14 protein-coding genes and 2 pseudogenes are annotated in these 15,950 nt (G+C 49.2%); 9 read left to right on the top strand and 7 right to left on the bottom strand.

Features of this window, described 5'->3' with window-relative positions; all coding sequences use genetic code 11:
- Positions 1 to 161 precede the first annotated feature (161 nt).
- The 8 genes and pseudogenes from Tanf_RS12330 to Tanf_RS12295 all read left to right on the top strand — a co-directional run bounded on the left by Tanf_RS12330 (position 162) and on the right by Tanf_RS12295 (position 10,265).
- Positions 162 to 1,853, top strand: a complete 1,692-nt coding sequence (locus Tanf_RS12330; protein WP_046826085.1) for a tetratricopeptide repeat protein — start codon at positions 162 to 164, stop codon at positions 1,851 to 1,853.
- A gap of 75 nt (positions 1,854 to 1,928) precedes the next feature.
- Positions 1,929 to 2,507: a hypothetical protein gene (locus Tanf_RS12325; RefSeq protein ID WP_014224356.1), complete on the top strand. Its 579-nt coding sequence runs from the start codon at positions 1,929 to 1,931 to the stop codon at positions 2,505 to 2,507.
- 168 nt (positions 2,508 to 2,675) lie between these two features.
- On the top strand, positions 2,676 to 3,089 hold the full coding sequence (locus Tanf_RS12320; RefSeq protein WP_046826084.1) for a phospholipase D-like domain-containing protein: 414 nt from the start codon (positions 2,676 to 2,678) through the stop codon (positions 3,087 to 3,089).
- Positions 3,090 to 3,297: 208 nt separating this feature from the next.
- Positions 3,298 to 4,327, top strand: a pseudogene (gene rhuM, locus Tanf_RS12315) (RhuM family protein).
- A 4-nt stretch (positions 4,328 to 4,331) separates the two neighbouring features.
- Positions 4,332 to 4,823 (top strand): DNA-processing protein DprA, encoded by a 492-nt coding sequence (locus Tanf_RS12310; protein WP_046826066.1) that lies wholly within the window; start codon positions 4,332 to 4,334, stop codon positions 4,821 to 4,823.
- Positions 4,824 to 5,029: 206 nt separating this feature from the next.
- On the top strand, positions 5,030 to 6,805 hold the full coding sequence (locus Tanf_RS12305) for a DEAD/DEAH box helicase (protein ID WP_046826065.1): 1,776 nt from the start codon (positions 5,030 to 5,032) through the stop codon (positions 6,803 to 6,805).
- A 266-nt stretch (positions 6,806 to 7,071) separates the two neighbouring features.
- The gene (gene metG, locus Tanf_RS12300; RefSeq protein ID WP_046826083.1) at positions 7,072 to 9,132 is read left to right on the top strand and encodes a methionine--tRNA ligase; all 2,061 of its coding nucleotides are present in this window, start codon (positions 7,072 to 7,074) and stop codon (positions 9,130 to 9,132) included.
- Entirely contained in the window at positions 9,132 to 10,265 is a 1,134-nt protein-coding gene (locus tag Tanf_RS12295; RefSeq protein ID WP_371706632.1) for a DegT/DnrJ/EryC1/StrS family aminotransferase, read from the top strand. Before metG ends, Tanf_RS12295 begins: the two co-directional genes overlap by 1 nt.
- On the opposite strand, the gene tsaE is transcribed toward Tanf_RS12295, so the two are convergent.
- The 7 genes and pseudogenes from tsaE to Tanf_RS15850 form a co-directional block, all read right to left on the bottom strand.
- On the bottom strand, positions 10,259 to 10,681 hold the full coding sequence (gene tsaE / locus Tanf_RS12290) for a tRNA (adenosine(37)-N6)-threonylcarbamoyltransferase complex ATPase subunit type 1 TsaE (RefSeq protein ID WP_046826063.1): 423 nt from the start codon (positions 10,679 to 10,681) through the stop codon (positions 10,259 to 10,261). The genes Tanf_RS12295 and tsaE overlap by 7 nt on opposite strands.
- On the bottom strand, positions 10,678 to 12,222 hold the full coding sequence (gene porX / locus Tanf_RS12285; RefSeq protein WP_046826062.1) for a T9SS response regulator signal transducer PorX: 1,545 nt from the start codon (positions 12,220 to 12,222) through the stop codon (positions 10,678 to 10,680). Before porX ends, tsaE begins: the two co-directional genes overlap by 4 nt.
- Before the next feature lie 44 nt (positions 12,223 to 12,266).
- Complete coding sequence (locus Tanf_RS12280; protein ID WP_046826061.1) at positions 12,267 to 12,755, bottom strand: DUF4252 domain-containing protein; 489 nt, start codon at positions 12,753 to 12,755, stop codon at positions 12,267 to 12,269.
- 1 nt (position 12,756) lies between these two features.
- Positions 12,757 to 13,275 (bottom strand): PG0215 family putative anti-sigma factor, encoded by a 519-nt coding sequence (locus tag Tanf_RS12275; protein ID WP_052449110.1) that lies wholly within the window; start codon positions 13,273 to 13,275, stop codon positions 12,757 to 12,759.
- 3 nt (positions 13,276 to 13,278) lie between these two features.
- Positions 13,279 to 13,770: a GFO_1088 family ECF-type sigma factor gene (locus Tanf_RS12270; protein WP_236684442.1), complete on the bottom strand. Its 492-nt coding sequence runs from the start codon at positions 13,768 to 13,770 to the stop codon at positions 13,279 to 13,281.
- Positions 13,771 to 13,779: 9 nt separating this feature from the next.
- Positions 13,780 to 14,256 carry a DUF4252 domain-containing protein gene (locus Tanf_RS12265; protein WP_046826060.1) on the bottom strand — a complete coding sequence of 159 codons (477 nt, stop codon included), beginning with the start codon at positions 14,254 to 14,256 and terminating at the stop codon, positions 13,780 to 13,782.
- A 107-nt stretch (positions 14,257 to 14,363) separates the two neighbouring features.
- Positions 14,364 to 14,486: pseudogene (locus Tanf_RS15850) on the bottom strand (NAD-dependent deacylase); the annotation flags it as partial.
- 569 nt (positions 14,487 to 15,055) lie between these two features.
- Between Tanf_RS15850 and Tanf_RS12260 the strand changes: the two are divergent.
- Positions 15,056 to 15,949 (top strand): decaprenyl-phosphate phosphoribosyltransferase, encoded by an 894-nt coding sequence (locus Tanf_RS12260; RefSeq protein ID WP_014224338.1) that lies wholly within the window; start codon positions 15,056 to 15,058, stop codon positions 15,947 to 15,949.
- Position 15,950: the final 1 nt, after the last annotated feature.

Below are 15,950 nucleotides of genomic sequence, written 5' to 3'. Positions count from 1 at the left end.
TTTAATTCATGTTAAATCCGCACTTTTAAGCCTCTAAAGAATGTGAATCCCGAGAATTTATTTTAGCTTTGCAGTCCGTATTCAGGACGCATGGGAAAAAAGATGTGACGAAATCTATAGGAAGACATATAAACAAATATACAAACTTAACAACACGCATCATGAACAAAAAGATTTTTTCGCCATTCCTTGCAATGGCCGTAATTTTTGCATTGACTTCCTGTTCGGGGAAGTTAAAGCCGTTATCCACCGATTATATCAAAGCTGACCCTCAGCCGCTCGAAGTAGTGGGTGGCCAGGTGCCTGTCACCATCAACATTGCTTATCCGGCGAAGTGGTTTAACAAAAACGCCGTGGTGACGATTACGCCGGTACTGCGTTATGCCACCGGCGAGACTTGGGGGACGGCTTATACTTATCAAGGAGAAAAGGTAAGAGCTAATAACCCGATGATACGGTACGGTACGGGAGGGAATGTGACGATGAAGTCGTCGTTCAAATACAAACCGGAGATGAAAAAGTCGGCGCTGTATCTGACGTTCGATGCTAAGATTAAAAATAAGGTCGTACGTCTGCCGGACATCAAGATTGCCGACGGGATTATAGCCACATCGGCGCTTGCCAATGCGGCAACTGCTAATCCGGCAGTCGGAGCAGACAAGTTTCAACGCATCATCAAAGAAGCTCACAACGCAAATATCCTGTTCCTGATTCAACAAGCCGAACTTCGTTCGAATGAACTGAAAAAGAACGAGCTGAGTGACTGGAAAGACCGGATCAAAAGTGCCAATGACGCTCCCAACCAGAATGTATCGGTTGAAGTTTCTGCTTATGCATCGCCCGATGGCGGCTTGAAACTGAACGAAACACTGGCTGAGAAACGTGAAGCCAATACGACCCGCTACGTGAAAGGTGAATTGAAAAAACAGAAGATTGACATCCCTGTTGATGCCAATTACACGGCTCAGGACTGGGAAGGCTTCAAGGAGCTGGTATCAAAATCGAACTTGCAGGACAAGGATTTGGTCCTCCGCGTATTGTCGATGTACAAAGATCCGGAAGAACGTGAACGCGAGATCAAGAACATCTCGTCCGTATTCAAATCGCTGGCCGACGAGATTCTGCCACAGCTGCGCCGCTCACGTCTGACGGCCAATATCGAAATCATCGGTAAGTCGGACGAAGAAATCAGCCGTCTGGCTCAGGCAGACCCCAAAGCGCTGAATGTGGAAGAGCTGCTGTATGCCGCTACCCTGACGGATAACGACACGGATAAGGAAGCCATCTATACGAAAGCCAGCCAGCAATTTCCGGACGACTACCGTACATGGAACAATATCGGGATGCAGCGTTTCTATGCGGGCGATCTGAAGAAAGCAGAAGAGATGTTTAATAAATCGAACAGTGTGAAGCCGAACAGTGAGGCGAACATCAACCTCGGTCTCATCGCCCTCACGAGAGGAGAGAAGGAAAAAGCTCAGCAACTGATTGGCGGCGCTTCGGACGTAGCCGGGCTGGGCGAAGCGCTGGGCATCCTTTACCTTGAACAGGGCGACTATGCGAAGGCGGTCAGCTCGTTCGGCGCGGCGAAGACGAACAATGCCGCTTTGGCTCAACTTATGACGAAGGATTATAGCAAGGCTTCGCAAACACTCAATGCGGTGACGCGCCCGGATGCCGTAACGGATTATCTGAAAGCCGTCGTAGCCGCGCGTACCAACGATACGGATGGCGTGATCAACAATCTGAAAGCCGCGATCGGTAAAAAACAGTCGCTGGCCAAAGAGGCAGCCAACGATCTCGAATTTGCGAAATACGCAACGAACTCGACTTTTATAGACGTGATTCGATAATCGTTTTGTTTTTATACCCAAAGGGCGGCGAAATCTTGAAAAAGGATTTTACCGCCCTTTATTATTCCAAACCGTATGAAAAAGTACTTTTTATTGATCTGTACACTCTGCATGATCACAGCCTGCAACCAGAAAACGGGCAAAGCAAGGCAGGACAACGCGGCCGAGCAAGATTCGACGAGCTTGTCCGACGAAGGATTACGTTCTTTGTATACCGACTGGAAAGTCATCGACCAAAAAGATTACACCATCCGCTATCCGAAAGACTGGATGCGGAAAACCGATGTGGAAGGGTCGGAGTTTTTCATCTATTCTCCGCAAACAGATGCCGACGATCAGTTCCGGGAAAATATCTCGCTCGTTACCGAGAACCTGAAAGGCACGGGATATGACCTCGACCAGTATGTCAAGGCCGCCCTGAAGATGCTTCGGGAAAACATCATTGAGAGCAAGCGCATCCAACGTGCCGGACGCGACTGCCAAATGGTCGTCTATACCCAAAATTTTCCGGAGAAGTTCACGACCAAAAACGAACTATATATCTGGGTAAAAAATGGAAAAGCATACATGCTCGCTTTCAGCTATGTAATCGCGGACGATAATCCCGCACAATCGGCCGGAAGGGAAATTCTGCGCACTTTCGTACTCAAATAGCGGATAGAACTATATGTATCCGTAACCGGCATTTGCAAAAAAAGGCGAAGATGACCATTAAACGAGTATGTCTTATTTATTTTTTGAGGGGAAAATCGTACGCGAATGCCCACAAACGGATCATACCGGCCAAAACGCAGACATGAAAATGAGATAAACAGATCAAGTATGGCAAGAATATACGATAATATAGAAACTAAATTTGCCGAAGGGCTGCAAGGGATTATTACCAATGATAGGGTAAAGCGTGTGGATTTCTGCGTCGGCTATTTCAATCTGCGAGGCTGGAACCTTGTAGTCGACCAAGTAGATACATTGCCGGGGGATTATGTCGATGAAAACAACAATCGTATTTTTCGAAAATGTCGATTATTGATTGGCATGCATCGTCCTGCGGAGGAGCTAATAAGAGAGCTTTATACAGAGCAACCCTTGCCTGATGTTAATTATGTAAATAAATGCAAGTTAGAGATAGCTCGTGGCTTCAGACGCCAGCTTCAGCTAGGAATGCCAACTAAGCAAGATGAGTTTACGCTTCGTCGCCTTTCCGCCCAGATGAAAGACGAGGCTGCTTTTATATGAGAAAATGAAGAAACGTGGAGAAATTCAACGATGAACGAAATGTCCAAAACGTGTCCAAAAAACATCTTATAATGGGTGTTTTGAGACCTTTTTATTGAATAATTGTCTGATATAAAGGCGTTTGGAAATGTACAAAACGTGTCCAAAAGATACAATAAATAAACTGCACGGGTGGCGGGCTAAATGAAGAATAAAAGATATAATCATGATGGAAGCAAACAGAGACGATAATATGCTCATCTACAGGTCGGCAGATGGCAAGATAAAGATAGATGTCCGATTTGAAAATGAAACGGTTTGGCTGACACAGTCGCAGATGTGCGTGCTCTTTGGTCGCGAGCGTAGTGTAATTACCAAGCATGTAAAGAACATATTCGAAGAAAAAGAGCTTGATGAGAATAGCAATGTGCAAATTTTGCACATTGCAAATTCCGATAAGCCTGTAAAGTTCTACAACCTTGACGTAATCATCTCGGTAGGTTATCGTGTCAAGTCGCAGCAAGGCACACAGTTTCGCATCTGGGCTACACAACGATTGAAAGAATATATCATCAAAGGTTTTGCACTGAACGATGAGCGATTCAAGACGGGGTCTTCCTACAACTATTTTAAGGAACTCTTAGGACGCATTCGTGAGATACGGCTTTCGGAAAAGGTTTTCTATCAACAGATAAAGGATATTTATGCTACCAGTATCGACTATGATCCTTCTGCTGCGACTACCTTGGCTTTCTTTAAGGAGATACAAAACAAGCTGCTTTGGGCTGTCAGCGGCAAGACTGCTGCCGAACTTATGTATTCGTGCTAATGCTTCGCTGCCCATGATGGGACTTACGTCTACGGAGAAGGATGGAAAGGTTACCAAGGGCGATGCTCTGATAGGTAAGAACTATCTGAATGAGAAAGAGATTGGTCAACTAAAACTAATCGTAGAGCAATTCCTTGCCTATGCCGAGGCTCAGGCATTAGCCGAGAAACCGATGTATATGCGTGATTGGGTGCAGAAACTCCGCCTTGTGCTTACTATGAACGAGAAGAGTATCCTCGAACATGCCGGAAAAATTTCTCACGAGATGGCTGTAGCGAAAGCCACAGAGGAGTACATCGCTTACAAAGAGCAGCAACGGCAAATAGAACGCTTCGAGAGTATCAAGCAGCTCGACCAAGACCTCAAACGTATCGCAGCACGTACGAACAATAGAAAGAAAAGCGACGACGGAGAAATTCTAAAGAAATAATCTTATGCCAATCAAAGTAGAAGAATATCTTGGCAATCGTGAGTTGCTCGAGACACACAAGACGGCTTTTCTCTGCTCACGCAGGGTGAGCAGTCCGGCGGTGCTGCGCTGTTACGACTGGGCGACCGAGGCGTGTCGATCCGACGGGGTGGTCGTAAGCGGCTTCCAGTCGCGAATAGAGCGAGACGTGCTCCATTTTCTCCTGCAAGGGCAGAAGCCTCTCATCGTGGTTATTGCTCGGCGAATGTATACCGTCCTTGCCTCCGAACTGCAATCCGCGATGGACGCGGGGCGACTGCTTATAGTCAGCACCGCACCGAAAGCGACGCGGGCGAGCCAAACTGCCGCCGACGAGCGAAACCGATATATCGCCGAGCTCGCCGACGAGATAGTCTTCGGATATATCGCCCCCGATAGCCGGCTCAACGAACTGTATCGGCAGTATGCCTCGAAATCTGGCATATTGTTTAAGTCTCAGGATATTTCCTCCGGATGATTATATATGAATATCAGGTGTTTATTGCTTTTTGAGGAGGGGGATAGATTATCGGTTACGAATGTTGAGACTTGTTTCATTCGGACTTTGATGTGAAACAATGATCCGCACCTCTCCTTTTTCGGGAAAATGCAAAATACGTTGTCTTTCTCCCTGATATTCCGAATTAATCCGTACCTTTGCGGCCTTATCAAGAAAGAAATCAGTTGAAAACATTTGAAGAATTAGGGATTGCCTCACCTGTTTTGAAGGCGATCCGCGAGATGGGCTACGAAGCCCCCATGCCGGTACAAGAGGAAGTGATTCCTTTTCTGCTGGGAGAAGATAACGACGTCATCGCATTGGCACAGACCGGTACGGGAAAAACCGCGGCCTACGGTCTGCCCGTGCTGCAAAAAACAGACATACACAAACAGACACCGCAGGCTCTCATCCTCTGCCCCACCCGCGAACTGTGTCTGCAAATTGCCGGCGACCTGAGCGATTACTCCAAATACATTGATGCGCTCAAGGTTCTGCCCGTTTATGGGGGATCAAGCATCGACAGTCAGATCAAAGCACTCAAAAAAGGGGTACACGTGGTTGTGGCTACGCCCGGACGCCTGCTCGACCTGATGAACCGGCGGACGGTAAACCTGCAAGAGATTAAGCACGTCATCCTCGACGAGGCCGACGAGATGCTCAACATGGGGTTTTCCGAAAGCATCAACGCCATTCTGGCCGAAGTACCCGAGGGGCGTAACATGCTGCTCTTCTCGGCCACCATGCCGCAGGAGATTGCGCGGATCACGAAAGAATACATGCGTGACCCGAAAGAAATCATCATCGGACGCAGAAACGAAGGGAATCAAAACATCCGCCACCTTTATTATATGGTGCATGCCAAAGACAAGTACCTCGCGCTTAAACGGCTCGTCGACTTCTATCCCAACATCTACGGGATCGTATTCTGCCGCACCCGCAAAGAGACGCAGGAGATCGCCGACAAACTTATTCAGGACGGCTACAATGCCGACTCGCTCCATGGCGAACTGAGTCAGGCGCAACGCGATTACGTGATGCAGAAGTTCCGCCTCCGCAACCTGCAGTTGCTTGTGGCTACCGACGTGGCGGCGCGAGGCCTCGACGTAGACAATCTTACCCATGTGATTCATTACGGCTTGCCCGACGATGTGGAATCATACACGCATCGCAGCGGACGTACCGCACGCGCCGGAAAAACGGGTATCTCTATTTCGATCTGCCATGTCCGCGAGAAAAGCAGAATACGGCAGATTGAAAAAATCGTCAACAAGCAATTCGAAAAAGGTACGCTGCCCTCGGGCAACGCCATCTGCGAAAAGCAACTCTTCTACTTCATCGACCAGCTTGAAAAAGTGAAAGTAAACGAAGATGAGATCGCCTCGCTCATGCCCTCCGTGTTCCGCAAACTCGAATGGCTCGAAAAGGAAGATATTATCAAACGCCTGATATCGCTCGAATTTAACCGGATGATCGATTATTATCGCGACGCCGGAGAGATTGAAGACGTAGACGAACCCTCGGCTCGTGGCAAAAAAGAGTCCGAACGCTCCGCTCGCCGCGCACAGAAAGCCGAGAACGGCTTCAAACGCCTTACCCTGAACTTCGGAAAGGCCGACGGTATCTTCCCGGCCCAAGTCATCGAACTCATCAACCGATGCGTGCCCGGCCGCAAGGTCGAGATCGGCCGTATAGACTTGCGCGAGAAGGTTTCCTATTTCGAGGTCGACAAAGGCGAAGCACAACGGGTAGTCGACAGCATGAATCAGTATGAAGTCGACGGACGCCCCATCTTCGTGGAGCTGACTCGTGGCAACGATTCCGCGAACGAAGGGAAAGGGCGGCGAAAAGAACGGAAAACCGAACAACCCAGCAGCCGAGGGGGTGCATCACGCCGTCCGGGGCGCGAAAAGCCATGGCGACAAGCGTCCTCGCGCCGTAAGAACCGCGGACGGTCGTAAATTTCCGCCGCCTCTTCCTCATCTTCGTTCTTTTTTAACTACCTTTCCTCTAAAACGTATTTTGTTGGATTCTTTACATTCCTGCTCAATTTCCCCTTCTGTTCATAATTATTTTTATGAATTTTTTTCCTCCAAGATAGTAAAATTGTGGCTAAGAACACGCAGAGGAGGGGACAGAAAACAGAGCGTCGGCCTTGTGTTTTTATCTGCCCGGTGTAAAATCTCGAGGATTTTATCTAAATTTGCGTCCCGAAGATAAGAAAAAGATGGAAACAAAGCATTTCAAAAGAACATTGGTGACTACGGCGCTTCCCTATGCCAACGGACCGGTACACATCGGCCACATGGCAGGCGTATATCTTCCGGCCGACATCTATGCGCGTTACCTCCGCCTCAAAGGCGAGAACGTGCTCATGATCGGAGGTTCAGACGAACATGGCGTGCCCATTACGCTGCGCGCCAAGAAGGAAGGCGTCACGCCGCAGGATATTGTGGATCGCTATCACAGCCTGATCCGGAAAACGTTCGAGGACTTCGGAATATCGTTCGACATCTACTCGCGAACCACTTCCGATACGCATCGGAAAATGGCTTCCGACTTCTTCCGGACACTCTATGAGAACAACGTTTTCATCGAAAAAGAAAGCGAACAATACTACGACGAGGAAGCCGGACAGTTCCTCGCCGACCGCTACATCACCGGCACCTGCCCGCATTGCTCCAACGAACATGCCTACGGCGACCAGTGCGAGAGTTGCGGTACCTCGCTCAGCCCGACCGACCTGAAGAATCCGAAGTCGGTGATCAGCGGCCATCCGCCCGTCATGCGCAAAACGAAGCACTGGTATCTGCCGCTCGACCGCTTCGAGCCGTTCCTCCGTCAATGGATTCTCGAAGACCATAAAGAGTGGAAATCGAACGTGTACGGACAGTGCAAGAGCTGGCTCGACATGGGTCTGCAACCGCGCGCCGTCAGCCGCGACCTCGATTGGGGAATCCCCGTACCCGTCGAAGGCGCCGAAGGAAAAGTATTATACGTATGGTTCGATGCTCCCATCGGATACATCAGCAATACGAAGGAACTGTGCGACTCCGATCCGCAAAAATACGGCCAATGGGAAACGTGGTGGAAAGACCGCGAAACAAAGATGATACATTTCATCGGCAAAGACAACATCGTCTTCCATTGCATCGTGTTCCCGACCATGCTCAAGGCCGAAGGCTCGTTCATCTTGCCCGAGAATGTACCGGCCAACGAGTTTCTCAATCTCGAAAACGATAAAATCTCTACCTCGCGCAACTGGGCCGTCTGGCTGCACGAATATTTGGAAGAAATGCCCGGCAAGCAGGACGTCCTGCGCTACGTCTTGACGGCGAACGCTCCTGAAACGAAAGACAATGACTTTACGTGGAAAGATTTTCAGGCACGCAACAATAACGAGTTGGTCGCCATTCTCGGCAACTTCGTCAATCGAGCCCTCGTCTTAACGGAGAAATACTTCGGCGGGAAAGTGCCGGCTTGCGGCGAACTGACCGACTACGACCGCGAAACGCTCCGCGAGTTTGCCGATGTAAAAGCAACGGTCGAACGATTGCTCGATACGTACCATTTCCGCGACGCACAACGCGAAGCGATGAATCTGGCACGCATCGGCAACAAGTATCTGGCCGATACCGAGCCGTGGAAACTCGCCGCGACGGAGATGAAACGCGTCGAGACGATTATCCATATCGCGCTCCAGATCACGGCCAACCTCTCCATCGTTTTCGAACCTTTCTTACCCTTCAGCATGGAGAAGCTGAACCGGATGCTGAACATCGGCCGTTTCGATTGGGAACGCTTAGGCTCGGTCGATCTCCTCGAAGCCGGTCATCAGCTCGGCAAGTCCGCACTGCTGTTCGAGAAGCTCGAAGATGCCGTTATCGACCGGCAGATACAAAAACTGCTCGATACGAAAAAAGCGAACGAAGCAGCCGAACGCCGTGCCGCCCCGATACGCGACACCATCGCGTTCGACGACTTCACCAAACTCGATATCCGCGTAGGCACAGTGCTCGAATGTACCAAAGTGCCCAAAGCGGACAAGCTCCTGCAATTCAAAATCGACGACGGATTGGGCGGGCGCACGATCGTATCGGGTATCGCCAAACATTATAAACCCGAAGAACTGGTCGGCAAACAGGTATGCTTTATCGCCAACCTTGCCCCGCGGCAGCTCAAAGGCATCCCTTCCGAAGGGATGATTCTCTCGGCCGAAAACGCCGACGGAAGCCTGTCCGTCGTGATGCCTCAGAAAGCAGTTGAACCCGGAAGCGAAGTGAAATGATGGAAATACAAATGGTCGACCTGAAAAGCCAGTATCGGCGGCTCGAAACAGAAATCGACGAAGCGATAAAAGAGGTACTGAACTCCACGGCCTTTATCAACGGTCCTCAGGTGCAGACATTTTGCGAGCATCTGGCCGATTACCTGCAAGTGCCCTGCGTAATCCCGTGCGGGAATGGAACGGACGCGCTCCGTCTGGCCCTGCAGGCATGGGATATACAGGCCGGAGACGAAGTCATCCTCCCTGCGTTTACTTACATTGCAGCCGCCGAGATGATCGCCGCGTTAGGTATCACGCCGATCCTCGTCGATGTGTGTCCCGACAGCTTCAACCTGAATGTGGAACGACTCGAACAAGCCATTACACGACAAACGAAGGCCATAGTCGTCGTTCATCTCTTCGGACAGACCTGCGACATGGAGCCGGTGATGAAGCTCGCCGCGAAATACAAAATCGGCGTGATTGAAGACAATGCTCAATCGCTCGGCGCCGACTATACTTTCTCCGACGGAACGGTAAAAAAAGCCGGCACGATCGGACATATCGGTACAACATCCTTCTTCCCGACCAAACCGCTGGCGTGCTACGGCGACGGAGGAGCCGTCATCACTTCCGACGAACGATTGGCGGAACGCGTCCGGATGCTCGCCAATCATGGCCAAAGTCAAAAGTATCATCATCACATCGTCGGATGCAACTCGCGTCTCGACACGTTGCAGGCGGCTGTCTTAGAGGTCAAACTACGCCATCTGAATAGTTTTACCGAAGCGCGTCAGACGGCGGCGCAATATTACGATAAGGAGTTGAGTTCGCTCTCCGGTGTTTGCATCCCGGTAAGGTCGCCTTTCTCGACGCATGTCTATCATCAATATACGCTGCAAGTGAAGAATGGACGGCGGGATGCCCTGCAAGCTTTCCTGAAAGAAAAAGGCATCCCCTCAATGGTTTATTACCCGATGGCTGTACAGGAGCAGGAAGCGTATAAATGGATTGCCCGCACTTCCGGCGATATGACGGAGTCGGTACGGCTAAGCCGCGAGGTATTGTCGTTGCCGATGCATACGGAACTGACGGAAGAAATGCAGGCTTACATCACAGAGCAAATCCGCGAGTTCTTTCAGGTGGTTCAGTAAGCTACGGTGCGTGTACCGTCTTCTTGTTCGGTAAGAGTCACGCAGACGGTATCGTCGGGCAGGAGCGGTTCGATCTTCTCCGGCCATTCGATGAAGCACCATGCTCCACTGTCGAAATAATCCTCCGTTCCGATGTCGAGCGCCTCACCGATTTCATTGATACGGTAAAAATCGAAATGATAAATTGACTGTCCGGATGCAGGGACAGCATACTCGTTGATAATGGCAAAGGTGGGACTGTTGATCACGTCTTTAACCCCAAGCTCTTCGCAGACAGCCTTGATGAATGTCGTTTTTCCGGCGCCCATCTTTCCGTAAAAGGCGAAGACAACGCGGCCGCATGTCTTCATATCGCCGATAAATTCTCTCGCCGCCTCACGGATGGCGCTCAGGTCTGTAATATAAAGCGTTTTCATTTCGGTTGCATCGTTATGAAAGGGATCATCATCTCTTCCATCGAAATGCCTCCGTGCTGGAAGGTATTCCGATAGTAAGGAACATAATAATTATAGTTGTTCGGATAAGCAAAGAAGAACTCGTTCGTTGCGAAGACATACCTTGTACTCAGATGAGGAGAAGGCAGTCCGGCCTTGGCAGGATCTTTGATCTCGAAAACATACTTGGAATCGCAAGACATGTTCTTGCCGAGCTTATAACGCAAGTTCGTGCTCGTATTTTTATCTCCGGTAATTTTAATCGGCGAGTCGACCTGAATCGTTCCGTGATCGGTGGTAACAATTACTTTATACCCTTTGTCCGCCAGCTTTTTGAACAGGTCGAGCGTGGTAGAATGCTGAAACCACGAGCGTGTCAGGCTGCGGTATGCCGCCTCGCTCTGCGCCAGTTCACGAATCATCTTGCTCTCCGTACGGGCATGCGAAAGCATATCGACGAAGTTAATCACAATCACATTGAGTTGGTTGTGCATAAGTTCGTTCAGGTTGTTCAGCAATTTCTCTCCGAAATGCGAGTCATATACTTTGTGGTACGAGAACGAATATCTTTTCCGGAATCGCTCGATCTGTGTACGGATCAGCGGCTCTTCGTTGATGTTCTTCCCCTCTTCGCTCTCTTCATCGACCCACAGTTCGGGAAACATTTCCTCGATCTGCGCCGGCATCAGGCCTGAGAAGATCGCGTTCCGCGCATATTGTGTGGCAGTCGGCAAGATACTGTAATACATCTCTTCATCGACAGTGAAGAAGCTCGACAACAGATTCTTCACCACCCGCCACTGGTCGAACCGGAAGTTATCGATCAGGATAAAAAAGACTTTCTCTTCTTCGTCCAATAACGGAAAGACTTTCTTCTTAAACAAGTCCGGGCTCATCAGCGGACGCTGGTCAGGATAGCGTATCCAATCCAGATAGTTCTTTTTGATAAACTTACCGAAAGCATTGTTGGCCTCCCGCTTCTGCATGATCAACATGTCTTGCATCTGCACCTGATTCTCTTCCAGCTCCAGCTCCCAGTAGATGATCTTCTTATAGATTTCCATCCAATCGTCGGCCGTCAATGAGTCGCCGATCTGCATCCCGATACGTCCGAATTCCTGTTGGTAACTAACCGTTGTGGCGGAAGTGATGATATCGTCCTTATGCAGATTTTTCTTGATCGAAAGAAACAGTTGATTCGGGTTGACCGGCTTGATCAGATAGTCGGCGATTTTGTTTCCGATAGCCTGATTCATAATGCTTTCTTCTTCGCTCTTGGTGACCATCACGACCGGCACTGTCGGGGCGATTTCTTTAATGGTGGAGAGCGTTTCGAGGCCGGTCAGACCGGGCATATTCTCATCTAAGAAAATAATGTCGAAAGTCTGCTCCCTGCAACTGTCGATGGCATCCTGGCCGCTGATAACAGGCGTAACCTCATAGCCTTTCTCTTCGAGGAAAAGAATATGAGGCTTCAGCAAATCTATCTCGTCGTCTGCCCAAAGTATTTTGTCTTTTCTCATATTTCCGGAATCATGTTGTAGACTGAACGTAGTCCGGCCCTATTTTATTGTACATGTGAGGTGATGTTCTGCACATCTTTCAGCGTGAAGCTTCCCGCAATCTGAATAATGACGAAATCATCTTCATCATTGACAAGCATAATCAGCTCGTTAATCAGCGCCCCTCGCTTTTTGATGTTAAACGTCACGCGAGACTTGCCGTCCTTGATTCTCATCAACTCCTCATAGTTGCGATCTTTGGCAATCATCGCGCTGAAGTCGGCGTACATCTTCTCTTTCAGCCCGCTCTTATCCGAAGTTAGAATCGTCAGGTTATCTATCTTATCGACAATACCGGTTATATCGACCTTATCGATTTTGGCATTGGAACTTTTCTTAAAGCTGCCCCCCATCATCTTAAACATCGCTTTCGAGATGTTGATGACGGTCACATCGTCCTGATCGGCATATTTGTCGAACAGGCTATATCGCTGAGCCGAAGCCCATCCGCTGCATACGAAGCACAGGATGAACAGTAGATATTTCGTTTTCATCTCATTTCAAATTTAGTTTTTCAAGTACTTCATTCGTTTTGTCCATATTCTTTCGCGCCTTCTCGAAAGGAGACAGTCCTTTGTTCAGATGCATCGAGACAAGCGCTAAGGCTTCTGTCGCTACAAGTTCCGCTTCGTGTGGGTCGGTAAACGTATCGGCCGTAACAGGCGCGGGCTGTCGATGCTCTCCGATAAAGAACAGCGTCACACAAAGCAATGCGGCGGCCGCCACACTCCCGACCGCGACATAGAGTTTCCTGATCCCGCTCGGTTGCTTCCTCGAACGATGCAGAGCTCCGATATATCGGTCGAGCACCTGTTCGAGTCGGTCGGAGAGGCCTTCCGGCAGTACGATGTCTGCGGGATCGTAGAGGGCGCGGAAGATATCGCGGTCGGCATGCCATCGTTCGGACAGGTCTGCATCGTCAAAGAATGCTTTCAGTCGCGCCTCTTGCTCACGCGTTGTCGTACCCGCGTAAAAAGCGGCCAGTAATTCATTTATTTCTCTTCGGTCTCCCATCGTTCAGTTCGTTATTTTCATTCTTAATGTATTTCGTGCCCGCGAGAGCAACACCCGCACATTGGCGGAAGTCTCGCCCATGATGCGCCCGATCTCTTCCAATGAGCAGTCGGCGTATCCCCGCAATTCAAGTACGCGGCGTTGTTTTTCCGGCAGTCGTTGCATCCACATCCTGACTTTTCCCAGCAACTCTTTCTGCTCTAACGCTTCGCAGGGCGTCTGATCATTGATGATAAATGCTTCTTCCACCGCGCTCTTCTGTGCCGACTTCGGCGACCGGAGCAGATCGAGACAGAGGCGTTTTACCATCGTGACACAAAAAGCTTCCGGATGATCGACCGCGCCTAATCGCTCACGGTTGTCCCAAAGTTTACAGTACGCGTCCTGTAGCACATCGGCCGCATCATCTTCATTCTTCAAGATCGTGAACGCGACCCGGTACAGCCTCGGATGCAAAGAAAAGTAGCGCTGTTTAAAGCTCTCTGCCGTCATCATATGCGACGCTTATGAATGCTCTTTTATCAGGCTTTCGATATCTTCCGGTTTGATGTTTCCTTTGATCTGTACGAGCGCCGGATCGTTTCCGCCGGTTATAACGATAAGCTCACGAATCCGATCTTCTTTGATCTTAACCAACACTTTCGTACGCTCTCCGTCCTGACTCGTCGAGACAAGCGCCTCATACGTATCGTCTTTTAACGAGCGGATCGCTTCGTTCAGACGGTCTTTTACCTCCTGATTGCACTCACCGAACGAATAGACTTTCACGTCCGTCACTCCTTTCGTATCGGCAAATGAACGCGCAAACGCCATCATCATCCCTCCGACACCGACGCGCACAGCGCCTTTCTCATTCGCAAAATCACGGAATAGCTGTTCTACCGGACTATTCGTGTGTTCGGCTATTTCTTTCTTTCCTTTCGGCAAGCAGCCCTGACACATACAGACTACTGCCAGCATGATTAAAACATTCTTTCTCATTGTTCTTCTTTTTAATTCATTGCAATGGCAGGGCGATCCTTTCGGCCGATCGGAAGACCGCCCCGTCATGGAGAAGACGGAGCAGCGCATATTTTGTTACAACTTTTTTACCGCATCGTTTTCAGCCGTTCGGTGAGTCGCTTTACACCTTCCGAAGCGCCGTACCGGATAAATTCGATATCGCCGCGATACGCTTTCACCTCTTTCGGATCAATCAGGAAGATGGGCTGATATGCCAAATAAATTTATATCATCCGCATTATCAATCTGTTATATTGTGTTTTCGAGTGGTTAGGTAACATAATGGTTACAATTTGCGATAGGGAATTGTTTTTCTGAAAAAGTCGACAGAATCAATGCGATTATTGACTATCGACCGGCCGAGAACGCGAATCTGCAAATGCTGGTGCAACAGGCAGAGGACAAAATCCTTTGGAAAACGGGGGAGGGAGTCTGACGGTTTGAAAAGAGATGTGCCAGTAAGAAAAAATCCGTATAAAGGTATAAATCTCAATAAAAAAAACATTACTTTTGCAACGAATTTGGCACAAGCTATATTCGGACAGAATATTTAGAGGCGTTATGTCTTCTTCTTGTACGAGAAAAGCCTAGGAAACTTAACTCACGTAAGTAAGAGAATGGTGTAATGGTCTCCACACATCCGCGTGGGACTGTTAATCCACATCTGCTTACAAAGGTTTTTCCTATCATCTTCTCGTTAAGACGTGGCACATACAGTTCCACGCTCTCTGTTTTATTATAATTGGTCTTAGGAACTGGGGTCGCATGAATACAGGTTATGTACATACAGAAAATCCTTGCCGTTTTCCGCATATTGCGGCCGCAGCAGTGGGTAAAGAACGCCTTTGTTTTTCTCCCTTTGTTTTTCAACGGCAGTCTGTTCGACATAGCGAACTTTACCGTAACGCTCTCGGTATTTCTCTCTTTTTCTTTCGCGGCAAGTTCCATCTATTGCCTTAACGACATCGTGGACATTGAGGCAGACCGTGCCCATCCCCGAAAATGCAAGCGACCTTTTGCTGCCGGCATCCTGTCAAGGAACATCGGCTGGGCTATCATGTGCTCTCTCCTGCTTTTGTCCGCAGCAATCGAACTCTTGTCCGGAGGGGCACATTCGGGTAGTGTGCTGTCAGTTATTGCCGTATATATCCTTCTCAACATCGCTTACTGTCTTTATCTTAAGAGAGTTGCCATTGCCGATGTGTTTATCGTATCCATGGGCTTCGTCCTCCGGCTTGTAGCGGGTTCTTCAGCGACTCAAACCCCGTTGTCGAACTGGATTGTGCTGATGACCTTCCTGCTGGCTCTCTTCCTTGCATTTGCCAAGCGCAGAGACGATGTGCTGATTTACAATGAGACCGGAATGAAAGTACGCAAGACGGTTTCCCGTTTCAACCTCTCCTTTCTCAATGCTGCTATCGTCATTATCGCTTCGGTGACATTGGTCTGCTATATTATGTACACCGTCAGTCCGGAGGTAATACTCCGGCTCAATTCGGAGCATTTGTATGTGACGAGTGTCTTCGTGCTTTTGGGGATACTTCGCTATCTGCAGCGGATTCTGGTAGATGGCGCGAGCGGCTCTCCGACGCGGATTCTGATGGAGGATCGTTTTATCCAATGCACCATAGCAGGTTGGATTGCGGTGTTCTGTATAATCATTTATCTGTGAG

This window comes from Tannerella forsythia, from assembly GCF_001006485.1.
GTDB classification, from domain to species: Bacteria; Bacteroidota; Bacteroidia; order Bacteroidales; family Tannerellaceae; genus Tannerella; species Tannerella forsythia.
This window is presented reverse-complemented; position numbering and strand designations above follow the sequence as displayed.

Coding starts and splice junctions, on each gene's coding strand:
- Tanf_RS12310 (WP_046826066.1), top strand. CDS start 4,332: ATGCCAATCAAAGTAGAAGAATATCTTGGCAATCGTGAGTTGCTCGAG.
- Tanf_RS12330 (WP_046826085.1), top strand. CDS start 162: ATGAACAAAAAGATTTTTTCGCCATTCCTTGCAATGGCCGTAATTTTT.
- Tanf_RS12295 (WP_371706632.1), top strand. CDS start 9,132: ATGGAAATACAAATGGTCGACCTGAAAAGCCAGTATCGGCGGCTCGAA.
- porX (WP_046826062.1), bottom strand. CDS start 12,222: ATGAGAAAAGACAAAATACTTTGGGCAGACGACGAGATAGATTTGCTG.
- Tanf_RS12325 (WP_014224356.1), top strand. CDS start 1,929: ATGAAAAAGTACTTTTTATTGATCTGTACACTCTGCATGATCACAGCC.
- Tanf_RS12275 (WP_052449110.1), bottom strand. CDS start 13,275: ATGGGAGACCGAAGAGAAATAAATGAATTACTGGCCGCTTTTTACGCG.
- Tanf_RS12265 (WP_046826060.1), bottom strand. CDS start 14,256: ATGAGAAAGAATGTTTTAATCATGCTGGCAGTAGTCTGTATGTGTCAG.
- Tanf_RS12280 (WP_046826061.1), bottom strand. CDS start 12,755: ATGAAAACGAAATATCTACTGTTCATCCTGTGCTTCGTATGCAGCGGA.
- Tanf_RS12270 (WP_236684442.1), bottom strand. CDS start 13,770: ATGATGACGGCAGAGAGCTTTAAACAGCGCTACTTTTCTTTGCATCCG.
- Tanf_RS12320 (WP_046826084.1), top strand. CDS start 2,676: ATGGCAAGAATATACGATAATATAGAAACTAAATTTGCCGAAGGGCTG.
- Tanf_RS12260 (WP_014224338.1), top strand. CDS start 15,056: ATGTACATACAGAAAATCCTTGCCGTTTTCCGCATATTGCGGCCGCAG.
- tsaE (WP_046826063.1), bottom strand. CDS start 10,681: ATGAAAACGCTTTATATTACAGACCTGAGCGCCATCCGTGAGGCGGCG.
- metG (WP_046826083.1), top strand. CDS start 7,072: ATGGAAACAAAGCATTTCAAAAGAACATTGGTGACTACGGCGCTTCCC.